This is a genomic window from Citrobacter sp. Colony219 (assembly GCF_019382635.1).
Taxonomy (GTDB): domain Bacteria; phylum Pseudomonadota; class Gammaproteobacteria; order Enterobacterales; family Enterobacteriaceae; genus Citrobacter; species Citrobacter youngae.
This window is the reverse complement of record NZ_CP080033.1, coordinates 2,654,518-2,675,542: the sequence shown is the minus strand read 5'-3', so window position 1 is coordinate 2,675,542 and position 21,025 is coordinate 2,654,518. Positions and strand designations below refer to the sequence as shown.

General features: G+C 51.3%; 19 protein-coding genes and 1 pseudogene. 13 read left to right on the top strand and 7 right to left on the bottom strand.

Annotation, left to right across the window (positions count from 1 at the left end):
- Positions 1 to 282: 282 nt before the first annotated feature.
- Both JTI85_RS11930 and JTI85_RS11925 read left to right on the top strand, forming a co-directional pair.
- Positions 283 to 1,881: an ABC transporter substrate-binding protein gene (locus JTI85_RS11930; protein ID WP_115602022.1), complete on the top strand. Its 1,599-nt coding sequence runs from the start codon at positions 283 to 285 to the stop codon at positions 1,879 to 1,881.
- A 17-nt stretch (positions 1,882 to 1,898) separates the two neighbouring features.
- Entirely contained in the window at positions 1,899 to 2,132 is a 234-nt protein-coding gene (locus JTI85_RS11925) for a YdcY family protein (protein WP_048211611.1), read from the top strand.
- 77 nt (positions 2,133 to 2,209) lie between these two features.
- On the opposite strand, the gene JTI85_RS11920 is transcribed toward JTI85_RS11925, so the two are convergent.
- Together JTI85_RS11920 and mddA are read right to left on the bottom strand one after the other, a co-directional pair.
- Positions 2,210 to 2,659 carry a DMT family transporter gene (locus tag JTI85_RS11920; RefSeq protein ID WP_048211612.1) on the bottom strand — a complete coding sequence of 150 codons (450 nt, stop codon included), beginning with the start codon at positions 2,657 to 2,659 and terminating at the stop codon, positions 2,210 to 2,212.
- Positions 2,656 to 3,174 carry an L-methionine sulfoximine/L-methionine sulfone acetyltransferase gene (mddA, locus tag JTI85_RS11915; RefSeq protein WP_219351541.1) on the bottom strand — a complete coding sequence of 173 codons (519 nt, stop codon included), beginning with the start codon at positions 3,172 to 3,174 and terminating at the stop codon, positions 2,656 to 2,658. Before mddA ends, JTI85_RS11920 begins: the two co-directional genes overlap by 4 nt.
- 37 nt (positions 3,175 to 3,211) lie before the next feature.
- On the opposite strand from mddA, the gene JTI85_RS11910 reads away from it, so the two are divergent.
- From JTI85_RS11910 to JTI85_RS11895, 4 genes are all read left to right on the top strand, one after another.
- Positions 3,212 to 3,787, top strand: coding sequence for an XRE family transcriptional regulator (locus JTI85_RS11910; RefSeq protein WP_048211614.1), 576 nt, complete (start codon positions 3,212 to 3,214; stop codon positions 3,785 to 3,787).
- A 69-nt stretch (positions 3,788 to 3,856) separates the two neighbouring features.
- A complete protein-coding gene (locus JTI85_RS11905; RefSeq protein ID WP_101742165.1) occupies positions 3,857 to 4,891 on the top strand; it encodes an NADP-dependent oxidoreductase in 1,035 nt (344 codons plus the stop codon).
- Positions 4,892 to 5,156: 265 nt separating this feature from the next.
- Complete coding sequence (locus JTI85_RS11900; protein ID WP_061067933.1) at positions 5,157 to 6,218, top strand: YncE family protein; 1,062 nt, start codon at positions 5,157 to 5,159, stop codon at positions 6,216 to 6,218.
- 136 nt (positions 6,219 to 6,354) lie between these two features.
- Entirely contained in the window at positions 6,355 to 6,576 is a 222-nt protein-coding gene (locus JTI85_RS11895; RefSeq protein ID WP_043016274.1) for a YgdI/YgdR family lipoprotein, read from the top strand.
- Positions 6,577 to 6,620: 44 nt separating this feature from the next.
- Here JTI85_RS11895 and ansP read toward each other — a convergent pair whose 3' ends face one another.
- A complete protein-coding gene (gene ansP / locus JTI85_RS11890; RefSeq protein ID WP_219351539.1) occupies positions 6,621 to 8,063 on the bottom strand; it encodes an L-asparagine permease in 1,443 nt (480 codons plus the stop codon).
- A gap of 283 nt (positions 8,064 to 8,346) precedes the next feature.
- A complete protein-coding gene (locus tag JTI85_RS11885; protein ID WP_219351538.1) occupies positions 8,347 to 9,888 on the bottom strand; it encodes a PAS domain-containing methyl-accepting chemotaxis protein in 1,542 nt (513 codons plus the stop codon).
- 530 nt (positions 9,889 to 10,418) lie between these two features.
- Here JTI85_RS11885 and JTI85_RS11880 point away from each other — a divergent pair.
- The 6 genes and pseudogenes from JTI85_RS11880 (at position 10,419) to JTI85_RS11855 (ending at position 17,034) form a co-directional block, all read left to right on the top strand.
- The gene (locus JTI85_RS11880) at positions 10,419 to 11,417 is read left to right on the top strand and encodes an MsnO8 family LLM class oxidoreductase (RefSeq protein ID WP_219351537.1); all 999 of its coding nucleotides are present in this window, start codon (positions 10,419 to 10,421) and stop codon (positions 11,415 to 11,417) included.
- Complete coding sequence (locus tag JTI85_RS11875; protein WP_124021198.1) at positions 11,417 to 12,538, top strand: amidohydrolase; 1,122 nt, start codon at positions 11,417 to 11,419, stop codon at positions 12,536 to 12,538. The genes JTI85_RS11880 and JTI85_RS11875 overlap by 1 nt, the downstream gene beginning before the upstream one ends.
- Positions 12,539 to 12,562: 24 nt before the next feature.
- Positions 12,563 to 14,821 (top strand): annotated as a pseudogene (locus tag JTI85_RS11870) (NtaA/DmoA family FMN-dependent monooxygenase).
- A gap of 10 nt (positions 14,822 to 14,831) precedes the next feature.
- Positions 14,832 to 15,341 carry a GNAT family N-acetyltransferase gene (locus tag JTI85_RS11865; RefSeq protein ID WP_061067926.1) on the top strand — a complete coding sequence of 170 codons (510 nt, stop codon included), beginning with the start codon at positions 14,832 to 14,834 and terminating at the stop codon, positions 15,339 to 15,341.
- A 9-nt stretch (positions 15,342 to 15,350) separates the two neighbouring features.
- A complete protein-coding gene (locus tag JTI85_RS11860) occupies positions 15,351 to 16,277 on the top strand; it encodes an amino acid ABC transporter permease (protein WP_219351535.1) in 927 nt (308 codons plus the stop codon).
- Positions 16,261 to 17,034 (top strand): amino acid ABC transporter ATP-binding protein, encoded by a 774-nt coding sequence (locus JTI85_RS11855; protein ID WP_199973995.1) that lies wholly within the window; start codon positions 16,261 to 16,263, stop codon positions 17,032 to 17,034. The genes JTI85_RS11860 and JTI85_RS11855 overlap by 17 nt, the downstream gene beginning before the upstream one ends.
- A gap of 45 nt (positions 17,035 to 17,079) precedes the next feature.
- On the opposite strand, the gene JTI85_RS11850 is transcribed toward JTI85_RS11855, so the two are convergent.
- Together JTI85_RS11850 and JTI85_RS11845 are read right to left on the bottom strand one after the other, a co-directional pair.
- Positions 17,080 to 18,069: a zinc-dependent alcohol dehydrogenase family protein gene (locus JTI85_RS11850; protein WP_048211626.1), complete on the bottom strand. Its 990-nt coding sequence runs from the start codon at positions 18,067 to 18,069 to the stop codon at positions 17,080 to 17,082.
- A gap of 89 nt (positions 18,070 to 18,158) precedes the next feature.
- A complete protein-coding gene (locus JTI85_RS11845) occupies positions 18,159 to 18,845 on the bottom strand; it encodes a LysR family transcriptional regulator (protein WP_219351534.1) in 687 nt (228 codons plus the stop codon).
- A 120-nt stretch (positions 18,846 to 18,965) separates the two neighbouring features.
- Between JTI85_RS11845 and JTI85_RS11840 the strand changes: the two genes are divergently transcribed.
- Positions 18,966 to 19,583: a glutathione S-transferase family protein gene (locus JTI85_RS11840; protein ID WP_219351532.1), complete on the top strand. Its 618-nt coding sequence runs from the start codon at positions 18,966 to 18,968 to the stop codon at positions 19,581 to 19,583.
- 72 nt (positions 19,584 to 19,655) lie between these two features.
- Here the strand turns inward: JTI85_RS11840 and JTI85_RS11835 are convergent, their stop codons facing one another.
- Complete coding sequence (locus JTI85_RS11835; protein ID WP_079937283.1) at positions 19,656 to 20,966, bottom strand: MFS transporter; 1,311 nt, start codon at positions 20,964 to 20,966, stop codon at positions 19,656 to 19,658.
- Between the last annotated feature and the right edge of the window lie 59 nt (positions 20,967 to 21,025).

The following is a 21,025-nucleotide window of genomic DNA, read 5'->3' as shown; positions in this document are numbered from 1 at the left end:
GTAATTGCCCCTTAGACTTCTTCACACATCTACTTTACGGGGAATAAAAGTAAGCAAACGTTGGAAGAGAGGCAAAAAGGGGCGAATTTTCATGGCATAGAGTATTGGGAAAAATCTTGACGTTTTGAAAAAGACTTAAGGTAAATTATTTCACCTGCGATGATGAATTAATCAGCGAAACCTGCCAGATTAGAATAACCTGATAGAGATTTGTTATTAGTGTGTATTTGCCAGCTATGCTCTGATAGACGAGTAAATAATAAAAGAAGAAGGCTTATAACCATGATTGCAAGGAAAACGCTGCTCGCGCTGGCACTCAGCGCCGTCTTACCAACAGGCGCTGCATATGCCGCCAGTACTGATACCATCGTTTACTGTTCTGAAGCATCCCCGGAATCATTTAACCCCCAAATAGCCAGTTCAGGTCCGTCGTTTGTCGCCAGTTCACAGGTGTTGTACAACCGATTGATCAACTTCGATCCGGTCAAAAATACTCCGGTCCCGTCTCTGGCAACGGAGTGGACAATTTCCCCCGACGGCAAGACCTACACATTTACCCTGCGTCAGGGCGTGAAGTTCAATAGTAATAAGTTCTTTAAACCTACCCGTGATTTCAATGCTGATGACGTCGTTTTCTCAGTATTACGCCAGAAAGATGCCGATCATCCGTACCATAAGGTTTCACAGGGTAGCTATGAATATTTCAACGATGTTGGCCTGGACAAACTGATCAAAGAGGTTAAAAAGGTTGATGATTATCACGTTCAGTTTGTTCTGAACGAACCCAACGCTGCATTTCTTGCTGACTGGGGGATGGATTTTGCCTCTATTCTTTCGGCTGAATATGCCGACGAGATGCTGAAAAAAGGCACACCGGAAAACGTCGATAACTGGCCGATTGGTACTGGGCCTTATGTCTTGCAACAGTACAAGCAGGATTCACAAATCCGCTATCTGGCCAACCCGAACTACTGGGATGGTGAAGTTCCAACGAAACATCTGATTTTCTCCATCACACCAAACGTACAGACGCGACTGGCGAAACTGCAAACCAACGAATGCCAGATTATTCCCGCGCCAGCACCGGTGCAGTTTGATGAAATTAAAAAGAACAAAGATCTGACGCTGCATTCGGTTGAAGCGCTGAACGTCGGTTATCTGGCGTTTAATACGGAGAAAAAACCGTTTGATAACGTACTTGTGCGCCAGGCGCTGAACTATGCGACAGATAAAAAAGCCATTATTAACGCGGTCTTTTTAGGTTCCGGAACGGTGGCGAAATCGCCAATCCCGCCGAATATGATGGGCTTCAATAAAGACCTGAAAGATTACGCTTACGACCCGCAGAAAGCGAAAGAGCTGCTGAAGAAAGCGGGGCTGGAAAACGGTTTTGAAGCGACACTGTGGTCTATGCCGGTGCAGCGCCCCTATAACCCGAACTCTCGTCGTATTGCTGAGATGATTCAAAGCGACTGGGCAAAAGTTGGTGTGAAGGCGAAAATCGTCTCCTGGGAATGGGGGGAATATCTCTCCGGGATGCGTAAAGGCGAGCACGATACTGCGTTGTTTGGCTGGATGTCAGATAACGGTGACCCGGATAACTTTGCCGATGTTCTGCTGGGTTGTGACAGCATTAAAACCGGATCAAACGCCGCGCGCTGGTGTGATAAAGAGTATAATTCGCTGGTTCAAAAGGCGAAACTGGTGAGCAAACCGCAAGAGCGCGCCGCACTTTACCAGCAGTCGCAGGAAATTTTCTATCAGCAGGCCCCGTGGATTGCGCTGGCGAATGGCAAAACCTTCTATGCCACACGCAGCAATGTCAGCGGATACAGCGTTAGCCTGATGGGCAGTGATTTTTCAAAGGCGAAATTAAATTAATGAGTTAAGGAGGGAGTATGTCGCATCTGGATGAGGTCAGCGCACGTGTTGATGCCGCCATTGAAGAGAGCGTCATTACGCATATGAATGAATTGCTGATTGAGTTGAGCGATGATGTTGCGTTGAGCCGGGAAGATCGTTACACCCAGCAACAACGTTTGCGTACGGCAATTGCACATCATGGGCGCCAGCATAAAGAAGATATGGAAGCGCGTCGTGAGCAGTTGACCAAAGGCGGCTCTATTCTTTGATATTTCCTTGCCGGATGGCGGTGTTCACACCTTATCCGGCGTTCTGTAGGCCTGATAAGCGAAGCGCCATCAGGCAATTAAAACGAACGTCTTGCCACCAGCCAGGCACCCACAACCAGCAATATCGCACCGCATACCGGACCCACCAGCGCGCGAAGCGGTACACCCTGGCTACGCAGAATATCCAGCACCAGACCGCCAATAAGCTGGCTGGCGACCAGCACCGCGATGGTGGTGGCAGCGCCTACGTTTTGGTATCCGCTGATACTGGCAAAAACAAAGAACGATCCCAGTAAACCCGGGATTAATGTCCACCAGCGCACGCTGGAAACCAGTTCGCCAAATCCCGCCGCACCTTGTTTAAACCATAGTATGCTGACAAACAAGACGATCCCGACCAGTGAGTTAAGCAACATAGCAATAAGGATTGTCGAGGACGTCTGGGTAATGCGTACCATCAAAGTGTTTTGCACCACCAGACCAATACCTGCGGCAATCAGAAAGGAGAGGGTCAGCGTCTGGTTCATCCACGCGCATCCGGTTCGCTGCGGTCGTCTAACTGTAGCTGCATAAAAGTCAGATCCAGCCAACGACCAAATTTAGTCCCGACCTGGGGCATCTGCGCGGTAATATTGAAACCCAGCGTGCTATGCAGGTGGAGCGATGCCTGATTGTGCGACTCAATTCCTGCCACCATGACATGCTTGCCACACGCGCGCGCTTCTTCAATGAGTCTTCTGAGCAGCCTGCGCCCCAGTCCTTTTCCCTGATGTTCCGGGTGCACGTACACTGAATGTTCGACGGTATGACGGAAACCATCAAAGTTGCGCCAGTCGCCAAAAGAGGCGTACCCCGTGACGACGCCATTCTCTTCACTTACCAGTACCGGATACCCCATCAGTTGGCGAGCCTCATACCAGGAGATGCGGTTTTCGGCATCGACCGTTTGATCGTTCCAGATAGCGGCCGTATGCAGTACGGCGTGATTGTAGATTTCTGCGATGGCGGCGCAGTCGTCTTTGCTGGCAAATCGAATTGACATGTTGAACCTCAGGGGTTGTTCACTATAGTATTACAATATGAATACTATTGAAGACAGCATAAATCAACGGATCAGTGCAAGAATTCGCATTGAGCGGGAATCTCGCGGCTGGTCGCTGACGGAACTTGCCGAACGAGCAGGGGTCTCGCGGGCGATGATCCATAAAATAGAACGTGGAGAGAGCAGTCCAACGGCGACGCTACTGGGACGGCTTTCCGGTGCGTTTGGTATCAGCATGTCGACGCTGATTGCCCGAGCCGAAATGCAGGAGGGTAAACTGCTGCGTTTCGCCGACCAGCCGGTCTGGCACGATCCGCAAAGCCATTATTTGCGCCGCCACGTATCTCCGCGCAGCGATCTGCCTATCGATCTGGTGCAAATCGAATTACCGGCCGGCAGTGATATCCCGATGCCCGCCTCTTCCTACGTGCAGGCCCGACAGCTTCTCTGGTTGCAGCAGGGCGAATTGGTGTTTGTGGAAGGTGATACACGCCATGAAATGAAAGCCGGGGACTGCCTGGAGCTGGGGCCGCCAAATGACTGTCGGTTTATCAATGAAACCGCGCAGTCCTGCGTTTATCTGGTTGTGCGGTTAAACCACGCTGGCAATTAATGTGAAAGCATCACAGAGATAGCGCGTCTACTATTGATGGATTCATGCCAAAAGCTGAGGAGAACATCAATGGGTCAACAAATGCAACGCAATCGTCGCTGGGTTCTGGCGTCACGCCCGCATGGCGCACCGGTGCCCGGTAACTTCCGTCTGGAAGAAGAGGCCATCACCCCCCCCGGTGACGGAGAGGTGTTACTGCGTAACGTCTACCTCTCACTCGATCCCTATATGCGTGGGCGTATGAGTGACGAACCGTCTTATTCGCCCCCGGTTGAGATTGGCGCAGTGATGGTGGGCGGCACGGTCAGTCGGGTCGAGGCATCGAATCATTCGGATTTTAAACCCGGTGAATGGGTGTTGAGCTATAGCGGCTGGCAGGACTTCGCCATCTCAAAGGGTTCTGATTTGGTAAAGTTAGGCGATCATCCTGAGCATCCTTCCTGGGCGCTTGGTCTGCTGGGTATGCCGGGCTTTACGGCGTATATGGGGCTGCTGGATATTGGCCAGCCCAAAGCCGGTGAGACACTGGTTGTTGCTGCGGCAACCGGACCTGTTGGCGCAACCGTGGGCCAGATCGGTAAACTGAAGGGCTGTCGGGTCGTTGGGGTAGCTGGTGGGGCAGAGAAATGTCGCCATGCTACTGACGTGTTGGGCTTTGATATTTGCCTCGATCATCATGCCCCCGATTTCGCACTCCAACTGGCACAAGCCTGTCCGCAGGGTATCGATATCTATTATGAAAACGTCGGCGGTAAAGTTTTTGATGCCGTTTTGCCGTTACTCAACACCTCCGCGCGTATTCCGCTGTGTGGTCTGGTGAGTGGTTATAACGCGACATCACTGCCGACGGGCCCAGACCGTTTACCGTTGCTTATGGCCACGTTACTGAAAAAACGTATTCGCTTGCAGGGCTTTATCATTGGTCAGGATTATGGTCACCGCATTCATGAATTTCAGCGAGAAATGGGGCGCTGGGTCCAGGAAGGCAAGATCCACTATCGCGAGCAGGTCACTGAGGGGCTGGAAAATGCACCGGAGACCTTTATCGGTCTGCTGACCGGTAAAAACTTTGGCAAGGTCGTAATTCGGCTTGCTGAAGAGTGATACGGAGGGGTTAAAGGCGGTAACAACCGGATGGCGTCAACGCCGCCATCCGGCAAGCGTTGTAGAGCCAATCTGTCTGAATATTGATTTCGCCGCAAGCGAGTATTCATGGAGAAAATAAGCAGGTTTTCACCGAATGTGAATAAACACTCCACTTTGCGATAAATAATGATTACTATTCTCATTCTTAAAAAGGCAAAACCATGATTTTGCTCATTGAAGCTATGTGAAGCAGTAACAACTGAATTTATCAAAGGGAGTCGTCATGTCTTTACGTCATCTGTTTTCACCGCGCCTGCGTGGTTCTTTACTGTTAGGTTCACTGCTGGTTGCATCATCATTTAGCACGCAGGCTGCGGAAGAACTGCTGCGCAAAGGCGTAGGTAAAGGCGCCTACGAAATGGCGTACAGCCAGCAGGAAAACGCACTGTGGCTTGCCACCTCGCAGAGTCGTAAGCTGGATAAAGGTGGGATAGTTTACCGTCTTGATCCGGTGACGCTTGAAGTGACTCAGGTTATTCATAACGATCTCAAACCGTTTGGCGCAACCATCAATAACGCGACGCAAACGCTGTGGTTTGGTAATACCGTGAATAGCGCGGTGACGGCGATTGATGCGAAAACCGGTGAGGTGAAAGGACGTCTGGTACTGGATGCGCGTAAACGTTCTGAAGATGTCCGTCCGCTGCAGCCTCGTGAACTGGTCGCCGATGACGCCACCAACAAGGTATACATCAGCGGAATTGGTAAGGAGAGCGTGATTTGGGTCGTGGACGGTGAGACTGTCAAACTTCAGGACACGATTCAAAATACCGGTAAAATGAGCACTGCACTGGCCGTCGACAGCAAGGCTAAACGCCTGTATACCGCCAATGCCGATGGCGAATTCATTACCATCGATACCGCCACCAACAAAATTCTCAGCCGCAAAAAACTGCTGGACGATGGCAAAGAGCACTTCTTCATTAACCTGAGCCTGGATACGGCAGGTCATCGTGCGTTTGTCACTGACTCTAAAGCAGCGGAAGTGCTGGTTATCGATACCCGTAACGGCAACGTGCTGGCAAAAGTTGCCGCGCCGGAATCCCTGGCCGTACTGTTCAACCCGGTGCGTAACGAAGCTTACGTGACCCACCGTCAGGCCGGTAAAGTCAGCGTGATCGACGCGAAAAGCTATAAAGTGGTTAAAACCTTCGATACCCCGACGTTCCCAAACAGCCTGGCGCTCTCCGCCGATGGTAAAACCCTGTACGTTAGCGTGAAACAGAAATCCACACGCGAGCAGGAAGCGACTCAACCGGACGATGTTATTCGTATCGCCCTGTAATTATTCGGAGGGGGCAACCCCTCCTGTCATTTCTCTATACTCCACGATACGCCTCGTTACACCCCATCGGTAGCCTGACAAACTTCAGAGACTTACACTACGCCCTCAACGGCTAACTGAATAACACGGGAATACCATGAAAAAGCCATTAATCTGTCTTTGTGCGGGCGTAATGCTGTTTACGCTGGCAGGGTGCACCACCGATTACGTCATGACGACGAAAAGCGGACAAACGATTACCACCCAGGGCAAACCAAAACTGGATAAAGATACGGGAATGACCAGCTATACCGATCAGGACGGGAATGCGCGGGAAATTAACAGCAATGATGTTGCTCAGCTAATTGAAGCAAACTAAGTCGCTCAAACGGGTAGGCCAGAAATCTGACCTACCTTAAAGCGTTATGGCGCGGTACGGTGGATTTCCGCGACGCGTTTACGTACACCAAACCAGCCAACGACCAGCAGAATGGCAATCAGCGGTAATGAGGCGATAGTGTAAGTCCCGTTCGGATAGTCAAATGCCATCAGCACCAGCACAGCCAGTAAAAACAACAGTGTTAACCAGGACGTAAACGGCGCACCGGGCAGTTTGAAGTGAACGTCTGCCGCTTTGCCATCTTTAATGGCCCGACGCAGACGCATCTGGCACACCATAATGAATGCCCACGATGCAATGATGCCCAGCGAGGCAAAGTTAAGCACGATCTCGAATACCTGCGAAGGCACCAGATAGTTGAGGAAAACCCCGACGACATACACGACAAGCGTGGCAAGTATGCCAGCATAAGGTACGTGTTGACGGCTCATTTTGGCCATAAATTTGGGCGCGGAACCGCCCATCGACATTGAGCGTAAAATACGACCGGTGCAATACAAACCCGAGTTGAGGCTGGAAAGCGCAGCGGTAAGCACCACGATATTCATAATACTGCCAATATAGGGAACGCCGAGTTTGGAAAAGAAGGTAACAAACGGGCTTTGACCTGCCTGATAGGCATTCCACGGCAGCAGCATGACCAGTAACACCACTGAACCCACATAGAACAGGCCAATTCGCCAGATAACGCTGTTAATCGCTTTTGGCACCATCGTTTGCGGATCTTTGCACTCACCCGCCGCAGTGCCTACCAGTTCAATGGAAGCAAATGCAAAGACGACGCCCTGTACCAGTACCAGCGCTGGCAGCAGGCCATGCGGGAAAAAACCACCGTTGTCGGTGATCAGATGAAAACCCGTGGCGTTACCATCGAGCGGTTTTCCCGTGCCTAAAAAGACAGTCCCGACGACCAGGAAGATAACGATAGCCAGCACTTTGACCAGTGCAAACCAGAACTCCATCTCCGCAAACCACTTTACGCCGATCATGTTCATGGTGCCGACAATGGCCAATGCGCTGAGGGCAAACACCCATTGCGGTACGTCACCAAATGCGCCCCAGTAGTGCATATACAAGGCCACGGCCGTGATATCCACGATTCCGGTCATCGCCCAGTTGATGAAGTACATCCAGCCAGCCACGTAGGCCGCTTTCTCACCTAAAAATTCGCGGGCATAAGAGACAAAGCTGCCGCTGGAAGGGCGGTGTAAAACCAGTTCACCGAGTGCCCGCAGAATGAAGAATGAAAAAATACCGCAGACCAGATAGACCAGTGCTAAAGCGGGGCCGGCCATTTGCAAACGTGCGCCAGCCCCTAAAAATAACCCGGTACCAATAGCACCGCCAATGGCGATCATTTGTACCTGCCGGTTACCCATCGCTTTGTGATACCCCTCTTCGTGAGCATTCAACCAGCGTCGTTTCGCCGCGTGTTGTTCCGCGGCTTGCGTGTTGTGTGTGTTCATTACGTTTCCTGTTAACCTGACTAATTTACAAAATCCTTTTTGCCGCAGCAGTTGCGGCGAAAACAGCGTTTACGAAACCCTTCATTGTGTTACCGCGGGAAACTGTCGGCCGAGCATCCTACATTCAATTGAGAAGTGACGCAAAGCCTGGACACGGGGAAGTGGGGTTTTTCTGTGGCCTGAATCGACGGGATGTGGACTCGATTCAGTAAAAACAGAGGCGGTGGGAAAATGCGAAGGAATGCGCTCATCCTGATCGTCAGCAGAATGAGCGCTGTTTGCCTTATACCGACACGCCAAAGACCTGCACGGCCTGCTGCAATCGCGATGAGCGCTGCGTTAAATCGGCAGTTGCGTCAGTGACACGCTCCACCATCTCGGCATTATTGTGCGTCATGGTACCAACACGCGAAATGGAATCATTAATCAGATCCAACGCCTGGGTTTGCTCCCGCGTTGCCAGACTAATGTCTTTAATCATCATCGACATCTGTAACACATCGCTGATCATTCCGGTGAGATGCGTTTCTGTTTGTTCAACCATTTTTACGCCGGTATTGACGTTAGCGACGTTCTTCTCGATAAGCTGTTTAATCTCTTTTGCCGCTGATGCAGAGTGTTGCGCAAGATTGCGCACCTCCGCGGCCACGACGGCAAAACCGCGCCCGGATTCTCCGGCACGCGCCGCCTCAACGGCCGCGTTGAGCGCCAGAATATTAGTCTGGAAGGCAATGCTATCAATTACGCCAATGATATCGACAATCTGACCATTATCACGAGAGATCGCCTGCATCATGGCGATAGTTTGTTTCATAATATCGCCGCCTTCAGCGGCATTGGTGCTGGTTTGGTCTGCCATCGTCATGGTATGTGCCGCCGTTTCTGCAGTTTGCTGCACTGCACTACCAATTTCTTCAATGGCGGCAGCGGTTTGCTGAAGGTCTGCGGATGTTTCTTCAGAACGCGTATGCAGCGCGGTACTTTCTTTAGAAACGCGTTGGCTGATGGCCTGAATTCCGGATATTTGCGTACTAACGTCATCAACCAGTGAATTTAGATTAAGTCCGGATTGATTAACCAGTCGCATTAACATGCCGATTTCATCTACGCGATTTAAATGACAGTTATCGGGTTTTCGTCCGGATACGACTTTCTTCATTTGAGTCAATAGTGTATTAACTGGCTGAGAAATTTGGCACTTAAGGTAAATGGCAAATAACAGAAATAACGCCAGTAAACCGCCGGATTGAATAAAATGATTTACGGGAGCGAAGATTAATAACAAAGAGAGCAGGGCAACGACTCCCAAAGCATAATTGACGCGTTGACTAATGCTCAACCATTTAAACATTGAAGTCCATGCCAATATGCCACGGCGAATGATAATACCCTTAAAAAGACGGAACCCGCTAAGTTGTTGATTATTTATTTTTTCATACAACTGCTCACTCTGAGATATTTCGTCTCGCGAAGGAACAGTACGCACTGAGATGTAACCTGTTAACTTTTCATTGTGCCAAACGGGCGTGACGTTGGCACGTACCCAGTAGTGGTCACCGTTTTGACGCCGGTTTTTCACCATTCCCGTCCAGCTGTCACCTTGCTGCAACGTGTACCACATGTCAGCAAACGCGGCTGGCGGCATATCCGGATGGCGAATAATATTATGTGGTTCACCCATTAATTGACTTTCGTTAAAACCACTGGCATCGATAAACGCGGAGTTTGCATAGGTAATATGACTCTCTTTATCTGTCGTCGATAGCAGCGTCGCTTTACCGTTAAGTGTGTGCTCAATTTGTGTAACGGGCATGTTACTTTTCATAAAGGCCCCATGATGGTATGTATAATTCATACAAAGATCCCCGTAATAATGACAGGGGATATTAAAAAGCTGTTTTAAACCATTTTAATAAGAAACGCTGCATTCTCTACTAATCATCAGTTCTGTGAAAGTATTTAAAATAAAAAATTAATGCGTGGAACCTATGTCTCTTTCATAAAAATGAAACAATCAATACAAGCGCATAACACAGACAGGTGTTTAGTCTGACTTAAATTAAATTCATTACTGAACGCATGCGTAAAAATAAATCAAACGGAAAAGGATGTTGCCGTCTTTCCAGTATCAATAAAAAACCTATTATATTTTGTAGTATGCAAATACAAGCCATTTTTTCTGCAGAGTGCCGCGTCCAAAACCGGAAGTTTGGTTCCTGTTGGTATGAACGTTATCCCTGATCGCTGCGGGGTTGGTTATCTGTTTTTTAGCTGAGCAAATGTGAATTAAATGTTTCTATATGGTTATTTTATAATTTAATAATACTGACATGTTAACAAATATAGGCCTGCAACATGTCATACCGCCTGAGTATTCTGGATAAAAGCCCCATCGGAGAAGGTGAAACTGCCGCAACCGCACTGACCCGTACGCTGCGCCTGGCACAACGCGCAGAAGAGTGGGGGTACCATCGTTTCTGGATCGCGGAACACCATAATACGCCGCAGCTTGCCAGCCCATCACCGGAGCTGGTGATCGCCTGGATACTGGGACAAACCCAGCGCATTCGCGTGGGTTCCGGTGGCGTCATGCTGCAACACTATAGCCCCTACAAAGTTGCGGAAAACTTTAATCTTCTGGCCTCACTGGCGCCTGGACGTGTCGATCTTGGGATTGGAAAAGCGCCAGGCGGCTTACCGCTGTCAACGCAGGCACTGCAGTTGGGTCTTCATCAGGAAGAAAAAGGCAGTTTTGCCGACCAGCTTGCTCAACTGCACGCCTGGCTGGCGCTGACCGGGACAGAAAGCGGGCAGACAGTATTCCCGACACCGCTCCCGCCTGCGCCGCCGCAAAGATTTGTGCTGGGCGCGAGCGTAGAAAGTGCACGCCTGGCGGCAGAGTCTGACTGGAACTTTATTTTCGCGGCGCACCTGAACGGCGATAAAGCGTTACTGCATGAGGTGCTGAGCTTCTGGCAGGCCAACAGTTCACGTCCAACGATTGTCGCCGTACAGGTTATTGTGGCTGACAGCAGTGATATGGCTGCGCAACTGGCGGAAGATGTACAAATCTGGGGCGTCGAGTTGGAGGATGGGCAACGTGTCACCGTCGCCAGCGAAGAGCAGGCGCTGGCTTTCGCCGCGCAGGCGGGCAGCGCACCGCGAACAATCGCCCGGCGTGAGCAGGCGTTACTGCACGGGAGTGCCCAGGAGGTGGTGGCAACACTGCGCTCATTGCAGGTGCAATGCGGTATTGATGAATTCATTATCGATACGCCGGTGGCCGAAGGTCAGGCGCGCCTGACATCGTTACGCCTGCTGGCGCAAGCCCATAGCACGATGGAGGTTGTCTGATGTCATTAGCCTCACAGCTTATCGACTGGCGTCGCGAGCTACATCAGCACCCGGAGCTGTCCCTCCAGGAAGTGGCGACAACCGCGCGTATTCGTGACTGGTTGCATGCTGCAGATGTCACTTTATTGCCATTCAATTTGAAAACCGGAGTGGTTGCCGAAATCGGTCAGGGAGAAGATGTCATCGCTCTGCGGGCGGATATCGATGCGCTACCGATAGAAGAAAGCGCCGACGTTCCGTTTCGCTCCCTCACACCGGGCGTGATGCATGCCTGCGGGCATGACGTCCATACCAGCGTCATGCTTGGTGCAGCACTGCTGCTTAAACAACAGGAAACAACCTTACCGGGGCGAGTACGTATTTTGTTTCAACCAGCTGAAGAGAGTTTCGGCGGCGCAAAAACGTTGATCCGCGCCGGTGCGCTGCAAAACGTAGCGGCTATTTTCGGTATGCACAATGAGCCCGGTTTGCCGGTGGGCGAATTTGCCACACGCGGCGGTGCGTTCTATGCCAATGTCGATCGCTTTGTGCTGCGTATTACCGGAAAAGGTGCGCATGCGGCACGCCCACACGAGGGAAAAGATGCCATCCTCCTCGCCAGTCAACTGGTGACGGTATTACAAAGTGTCGCCAGCCGTGAGGTCAATACGCTGGATTCGGTGGTGCTTAGCGTCACCCGAATCCAGGGGGGAAATACATGGAACGTACTACCGGAATCCGTTGAGCTGGAAGGGACGCTTCGGACACATCGCGCAGAGGTGCAACAACAGGTTAAATCGCGGGTCAGTGATATTGTCGCTGGGTTTGCCCACGCCTTTGGCGCACAGATCGATGTTATCTGGCACGCGGGGCCCACGGCCCTGGTCAATGACGCGCACTGGGCCGATATTGCGACCAAAGTAGCCAGACAATCCGGTTACACAACGCATCATGCCGACCTGCATATGGGCGGGGAGGATTTTGCCGTTTATTTGCAAAATACACCTGGTGCGTTTGTTAGCATCGGTAGTGCCAGTGAATACGGATTACATCATCCGGGATTTAATCCGGATGAACGGTTAATTGAACCTGCCGCACACTACTTTGCACATTTAGCAAAAACGGCATTCGCACACCTTTAATTTACCTGTTGGGTAGGGGTTACTATGGCTGAAAATCGGCAATTACGTCTGGGCACTATTTTGCATGGCGCCTCTGGGAATATGTCAGCATGGCGCCATCCGGCTGCTCAGGCCGATGCCAGTATTAATTTTGATTTTGTCAAAGAGACGGCGCTTATTGCGGAGAAAGGGAAGCTGGATTTTATTTTTGTCGCTGACGGTCTGTATATTAATGAAAAATCTATTCCACATTTCTTAAATCGCTTTGAGCCGCTGACGGTATTATCTGCGCTGGCAAGCATCACCCGTCATCTTGGTCTGGTGGGCACGGTTTCAACCTCTTATAGCGAGCCGTTTACTACTGCGCGACAGTTTGCCAGTCTGGACCATCTTAGTCAGGGCAGGGCCGGATGGAATGTGGTGACATCCCCGCTGGAAGGTTCGGCTAAAAACTATTCTCGCGCTCAGCATCCTGAGCATGCCCAGCGTTATCGTATTGCCGATGAATATTTACAGGTAGTGAAAGGACTGTGGGATTCCTGGGAAGACGATGCTTTTACCCGTGATAAAACAAGCGGGGAATTTTTTAATCCTCATAAACTGCACACGCTAAACCATCATGGAGATTATTTCCAGGTCGCCGGGCCATTAAATATTGGGCGTACGCCGCAAGGCCGTCCGATTATTTTTCAGGCCGGCGCATCACACGATGGGAAAAAATTAGCGGCGCAGCATGCGGACGCTATTTTCACCCATCAGGAATCGCTGTCTGAAGCCAAAGCATTTTATCAGGATGTCAAAAGTCGGCTTGAAGCTGTCGGACGTCATGTCGATGAGCTGCATATTTTCCAGGGCGTCAGCATTATTGTTGGCGACAGTGACGCTGACGTAGAGCAACAGTACCAGGCGACCGCTGCACTGGTGTCGATTACCGACGCGCTGAATTACCTGGGACGCTATTTTGAACATCACGATTTTAGCCAGTACCCGCTGGACGCACCGTTCCCGGATCTTGGCCCCCTCGGGGAAAACAGTTTTCGCAGTACCACTGACGAGATCAAGCGCAATGCGCGGGAACGGGGATTAACCCTGCGTCAGGTGGCGCTGGAAGCTGCCAGTCCACGTCCACGTTTTAGCGGAACGCCGGCACAGGTTGCTGATGGTCTGCAGCAGTGGTTCGAGGAGAAAGCCGCAGACGGTTTCATCATTCAGGGGGGAACGCCAGATACATTCCCACGGTTTGTCGAACAGGTTATTCCCGTGCTTCAGGCGCGCGGTTTATTTCGCCACGACTACCCCGGCACGACGCTGCGCGCAAGTCTGGGGCTGGCAACACCTGCAAATCAATTCACACAATAAGAGAAAAACGCTATGCAGAAAAAATCACTACTTCTTGCGCTGTCACTGGCTTTCAGCGCGACAGTCTGGGCAAATGACGTCACCATCAACGGTACTGGCGTAAGTCTGGAAGCTAATAAAACACCGATTAACACGGCCAAAAATCCACAGGCGATCGCGCAGTTACCCGCCAACCTGCATCTGGCTGTACCAGGTAAATTCACGGTCGCTATCGCCGGACTGAGCCAGCCGCCGCTGACTGTATTTGCCGATGATAATAAAACGCTCATCGGCAGTGAGGCAGATATCGCTCGCCTGGTTGCCGATAGCCTGGGGCTGGAGCTGAATGTCGTACCCACGTCATGGGAAGACTGGCCGCTGGGCGTAGTTTCCGGCAAATATGATGCCGCGATCAGCAATATTACCGTCACCAAAGCACGCAAAGAAAAATTCGATTTTGCGACGTATCGGAAAGATTCCCTTGGCTTTTACGTCAAAACCGGCAGCAAGCTGAAGAAAATAGAGCAGGCGGAAGATATTGCCGGTCTGCGTATCATCGTCGGCTCAGGGACGAACCAGGAAGCCATTCTGTTGGCGTGGAACGAAGAGAATCTGAAGAAAGGATTAAAACCGTTTACGCCGGTGTATACCAAAGATGATGCTGCTCAGACGTTAGCTCTACAGTCAGGTCGTGCAGATGCTTACTTTGGTCCGAATGTCATTGGGGCCTGGAAAGCTGCCCTCAACGGCAAAACGCAACTGGTGGGCAGCGTTGATGGCGGTTGGCCAAAAGCCGCACATATTGCCGTCACGCTGAAAAAAGATAGCGGTCTGGTGCTGCCGGTGCAAACAGCTCTCAACGGTGTGATCGGCAATGGCGACTATGACAAGGTGCTGAACCGCTGGGGGGAAGGGGTAGAACGTATCCCACAATCTGAAGTTAACCCGGCCGGTTTAGGCGACTAAGGAGGTCAATGTGAGCGATCAATTCCGCGTTGTCTCGCCCGAAGCCATTGAGCTACAGCCGATCCTCAGCGGACTGTTTGGTGAGTACGCCGCCCGCTATGGTGATTATTTTTCTCGTGATGCTGAAGTGGAGCTAACCGAATGGTATCTGGCTCCACAGGGGATCTTTGTGGTGCTGGAGCGCGACGGCGAAATTATCGCCACCGGGGCTTATAAACCCTATGACAAAGACACCGCTGAAATTAAGCGTATCTGGACTAAAAGCAGCCTGCGTAAGCAGGGGCTGGCAGCGTACGTGGTGCAGGAACTGGAGCGCCGGGCATTACTGGCGGGCTATAGCCGTATCTATCTGACCACGGGCTTTCGCCAGCCAGAGGCCGTCCGACTTTATTTGAGTCAGGGATACGATCCACAGTTCGATACCACTCGTAACCCAGAAGAGTACAGCCAGCCGCCCTTTGATGGGAGGCTGCGCTTCACCAAACTGTTGACTATCGCAGGTCAGGCCAAAATTGCCTGAGGAGAGAAGATGAAAACGACTGCAACCATCAAAGTCGTCCCGGCACGTTACCCGATGCGCACCGTAGGGGCGATTATTTCCCTGTTTGTGCTGGCGGCGATTATTCAGTCTGTCGCGTTTAATCCGCGCTGGGAATGGGGTGTGTTTGCCCGCTGGTTCTTCGACCCGGTTATCTTGTCTGGACTTGGGCAAACGCTGTTGTTGACGCTCATTGGGACATTACTGAGCGTGGTATTTGGTGGGTTGCTGGCGCTGGCCAGACTCTCATCATCCTGGCTGCTAAACAGCCTGGCGTGGGGATACATCTGGTTGTTTCGTTCACTCCCGTTGATTGTGGTGTTGATCATTTTGTACAACTTCTCCTATTTGTACGACACGCTGGCGATCGGCATACCCTTCACTGCTATCCAGTGGGGCAGCTTTGAGACTATTAATGTCCTTGGACAGTTTTCCACTGCAGTTGTTGGCCTGACGCTGGTGCAAAGTGCTTATACCGCAGAAATTATTCGCGGCGGGTTTCTTGGGGTTGATCATGGTCAGTACGAAGCCGCAGCCGCGCTGGGATTACCTGCCTGGCGCCGCACGCTGCGCATAATCCTGCCACAGGCGTTACGCACCATTTTGCCCGCCGGGTTCAATGAAATTATCAGCCTGGCGAAAGGTACGGCGATGGTTTATGTGCTGGCGATGCCGGAACTGTTCTACACCATCCAGATGATCTACAACCGCACCCAGGAAGTGATTCCGCTGCTGATGGTTGGAGCCGTGTGGTATCTGGTGATCACCAGCGTTTTGTCATTAATTCAGCATCTGGTTGAACGCGCGCTGGCACGCAGTGAAAGACGATCCGCTATTAACACCGCCAGGGTGAGTCGCTCGGCTAAACGTCGTCGCCTGGTTCCACAGCAGGAGGCTATCCATGTCCCACTCGCCTGAAGGTCATATTTCCATTACCGGCGTCAGCAAATATTTTGGTCGCCATAAGGCGCTGGATAACGTATCTCTGGAGATCCCACCCGGTACGGTCACGGTCATTCTCGGGCCTTCCGGTTCAGGTAAATCAACGCTATTGCGGGCGATTAATCATCTGGAGCGTGTCGATGAGGGGTTTATTCAGATTGACGGTGATTATATTGGCTATCGCCTTCTGGGAGACCGGTTGTATGAACTAAAAGAGGCAGAAATCCTGCGCCAGCGCATTAATGTGGGCTACGTATTTCAGAACTTTAACCTGTTCCCGCATTTAACGGTGCTGGAGAACCTGATTGAAGCGCCAATAGCCCACGGGCTGGCATCGCGTAAAGCCGCTACCGAACGGGCATTAACTCTGCTTGATGCGGTTGGGCTGCGAAATAAAGCCGATGCCTGGTCGCGTCACTTGTCCGGCGGACAGCAGCAGCGAATCGCCATTGCCCGCGCGCTGGCGTTAAATCCGCGCGTGATGCTGTTTGATGAGCCGACGTCCGCACTCGATCCTGAACTGGTGGGCGAAGTGCTGGATGTGATTAAGTCACTGGCACAGTCGGGAACCACGCTGGTGGTGGTGACGCATGAAATCGGTTTTGCCCGGGAGGTGGCCGATCAGGTGGTATTTATGGTTGACGGCAAAATCGTTGAGCAGGGTAGCAGCGAACAGGTGCTAAATTATCCGCGCCACACGCGCACGCAGCAGTTTTTGTCGAAAGTTCTGTAAATACGCGGAAAAAATGTTGCGGCACAATGCTGTGCCGCACAGCGATTACAGGGTAACGACGATTTTGCCTACCTGACCGTTGGCCTCCATATACTGGTGGGCCTTCGCGATGTCATCAAACGCAAAGGTTTTATCAATCAGTGGCTTGAGTTGTCCCGATTGCAATCCTTCAAAGATGAAACGTTTAGCTCGTGCCAGTTTTTCAGCATCAGTGGTGATTTCGAAAAGCTCATAGCCGCGGAAGGTCAGATGACGGCCAAGGATCTCAATCACCGGGATCGACAGATCGCGACCGTCCAGCGAACCGTACTGGAAAAATAACCCTCCGGCGGGCATTACCTGGGCTATTTTCGCCACACCGGGGCCGCCGACCGGGTCGAAGACCACGCGGGTACCTTTGCCATCGGTTATACGATTAATTTCCACGACCAGATCCTGCTCCTGACTGGCGATCACCTCTGCCGCGCCAAGTTGTAGAAGCTGGGCGCGCTTCTCACTGGTGCGCGTCATCGCAATCGGTTTTGCCCCGAGCATATTGGCAATCTGTATCGCTGCCAGCCCGACACTGCTGGACGCGGCATTGATCAGCACGTTATCGCCAGGCCCGATATTGGCATATTCGACCAGTGCGCCAAAAGCCGTCACATACATCATCCAACTGGCGGCGGCCTCGGCAAAGCTCAGGTTTTCAGGATGTTTGACGACCGCATGAACAGGCGCATTGACGATTTCGCCATACATACCGTACTCATGAAAGCTGAATGCCGGAATGACGCTCACGCTATCGCCTGGTGCGAACTCGTGCACATTGTCACCGACGGCTTCAACAATGCCGGAGGCTTCATAGCCCAGGCGAGCAGGAAAATTGGGTTGGTAAATATACTGTCCGGTACGGTACATAATTTCCGCCCGGTTAATACCTATTGCGCGAACGCGGATCTGAACATCGTTTGCAAGCGGAGCCGGGGTCTGAATATCCTGAATATTCAGCACATCAGCGCCACCTGTTTGATTGAAAACCACGACTTTAGACATAGCGGACCTCGGTAAATTGTTCTGACTTGAGTCCGCACAATGTATCTGTTCCGGTGGGGGCGAAAAACCGCCGTTATGGAACTTCACTATTACTCAGATTGTAATAATCCCTGCAGGCGCGGTTTTTGCTCGTTAAAAAGCGCACTCAGCCAGTCAATAAACACCCGCACGCGCGGGGCAAGATGACGTTCGCTAAAGAAGTTGAGTGCCTGATGCTGAGCCAAATCATCCGGTGTCTGTGGGATGCCCCGTATAGCCAGATAATCTGCGGACGCACAGGTCACCATTTTTACCTCGCCAAGTCGTCGGGATATCAGCGAGGAGTCCTGCAACTCGCCAATGCGGATCATGCAGTCGATCCCCTCCGCAAGCAGATCAATTTTGCGGTCAGTGGAGGTGAGTACAATCTCAATGTCCGGATAGCGTGACTGAAAGTTGCTTAGCGCAGGGACTATAATCGAGTGAGCCAACGACAGTGGAGCATTGATCCTGAGCTTTCCACGTGGAGGCCGTGTCGGTGAGAAAGAGGCCATGATGTCATCCACGTCACCAAGCAGTACTTTGGTTCGTTGGTAAAATGCGTCACCTTCTTCGGTCAGGGTAACCTTCCGCGTCGTTCGGTTCAGGAGTTTCGTCCCCAGATCGTCCTCAAGATGCTGGATTGCTTTCGTCACCGCGGGGCGGTGCAGGTGCAGCACCTCGGCAGCTTTGGCGAATCCCCCTTGCTCCACGACCTGCACAAAAATGCTCATGTATTCAAACATACTGGAACGCATCTCTTACTCTCCTGGTGTTCGCTCTGGCACGGATATTGTTATTATGAGAGTAATAATGATGACTGCATAGACACGCGAATGCTGCTCTACACTTAGGGTTTTAACATTGAGGGTTGCAGCATGATGAAAGTCTATGGGGTACCGGGCTGGGGATCGGCCATCAGTGAAGTGATGCTCACACTGGCGGAGATCCCTTACACGTTTATTAATGTGGGCGGCTTTGACAGTGACGGCCCTTCGCGGGAGTTACTTAAAAAAATGAATCCGCTGTGCCAGATTCCAACGCTCAGGATGGAAAATGGCGACATTATGACGGAAACGGCGGCTATTGCGCTGATGATTCTTGATCGCAGGCCCGATCTGGCCCCGCCTGTCGGACATGTGGAACGTCAACAATTTCAGCGCCTGCTGATATGGCTGGTGGCAAATGTCTATCCCACGTTTACCTATGCTGATTATCCCGAACGCTGGACGCCAGATGCTCCGGCTCAGTTGAAAAAGAACTGTATTGAGTACCGTAAATCGCTTTATATGTGGCTGAACGATCAGCTAAACGCCGAGCCGTACGCATTCGGGGATCAGCTAACACTACTGGACGTATATATTGCCGTTATGCGCACCTGGGGACCCGGGCATGACTGGTTTCAGGACAACACGCCGAATATTAGCGCTATCGCTGATGCAGTTTGTCAGCATCCGAGGCTGCGGACTGTACTGAAAAACAATAAGATTATTTGAATAAAAAAACGCTGTTCCGCAGGAGTGCAAATCCCGGAACAGCGGGCGAACTATCATCGCCATAAGGTTAAATTACGCGACAGAAGGGGTCAGCGTAATACGATCCAATGGACCCACGATAAACAGATAAGAAATCAGGCCAATCAGCCCCATCGAACCGACGTACAGAATGGCGTAATCAAAAGACTGGGTATTCGCCAGAATGACGCCGATCACCAGCGGCGTAATGATACTTGCCATATTGCCGCACATATTGAATACGCCGCCTGCAATGCCAAGCACTTCTTTTGGCGAGGTATCGCTGAGAACGCACCATCCCAGATTGCCAAAGCCTTTGGCGAAAAACGCCAGGCTCATCGCGGCGATAACCACAAATTCTGACGAGGTGTAATTCGCGATAACGATGACGCAGGAAAGTAGCATTCCGCAGATCACCGGCAGCTTACGGGCAATCGTCAAGCTGTAGCCGCGCTTTAGTAGCCAGTCGGAGAACACGCCGCCTAATAATCCACCGATAAAACCGGCAATGGCAGGGATACTGGCGACAAATCCCACTTTGAGGATCGACATTCCTTTAGCCTGATACAGATAGGTAGGAAACCAGGTCAGGAAGAACCAGGTAATTGACGTCACGCAGAACTGTCCGATATAAACGCCAATCATCATGCGATTGACGCAGACGCTCTTAATTTGCGTAAAGGTAATTTTCTGCGGCTCTTTTTTATTGCCCAGCGACGGTTCGCCACCGCCTTCCCGGATATAGTCAATTTCCTGTTGGTTTACCTTCGGATGATGCATGGGATCCCTGACTTTGACCAGCCAGAAGATGCCAAGAATAACGCCAATAGCCCCGATATAATAAAAAACAAAGTGCCAGCTCAGATTATGCAAAATAATCGTCATGAGCGGCGTAATAATCCCTAGCGAGATATATTGCGCGGCCTGATAAACTGAGGTGACAAAGCCTCGTTCGTTATTCGGAAACCACTGCACGCTTAATCGGCTGTTGGCCGGAAAGGCCGGAGCTTCAATGGCACCCATCAGTAATCGTAAGATAATCAATACGACAAGCGGGCTGGCGTACAGATAAATGGTGCCCTGGAACATGGTCACCAGCGACCAGCCAATCAGGGCGCAGCCGTATACCAGACGAGAACCATAGCGATCCAGTAGCCAGCCGCCGGGCAGTTGCATAATGACATAAGAAATACCGAAAGCAGAAAAGGCCAGCCCCATTGCTTCAGGATCAAAACCTAATTCTTTGCTCATTATTGGAGCCACCACGGATAACGTCGCGCGATCGGCGTAATTAAATACGGTAGCAAGAAACAGAAATATCAAAATGCCGTAACGCACTTTTGTGCGCTTTATTATTGTGTTCATCACCCACTCCTTTCATAAGGTTGAGAGCGTTTCTGTAGGGAAGAGGGCGGGTATTACTT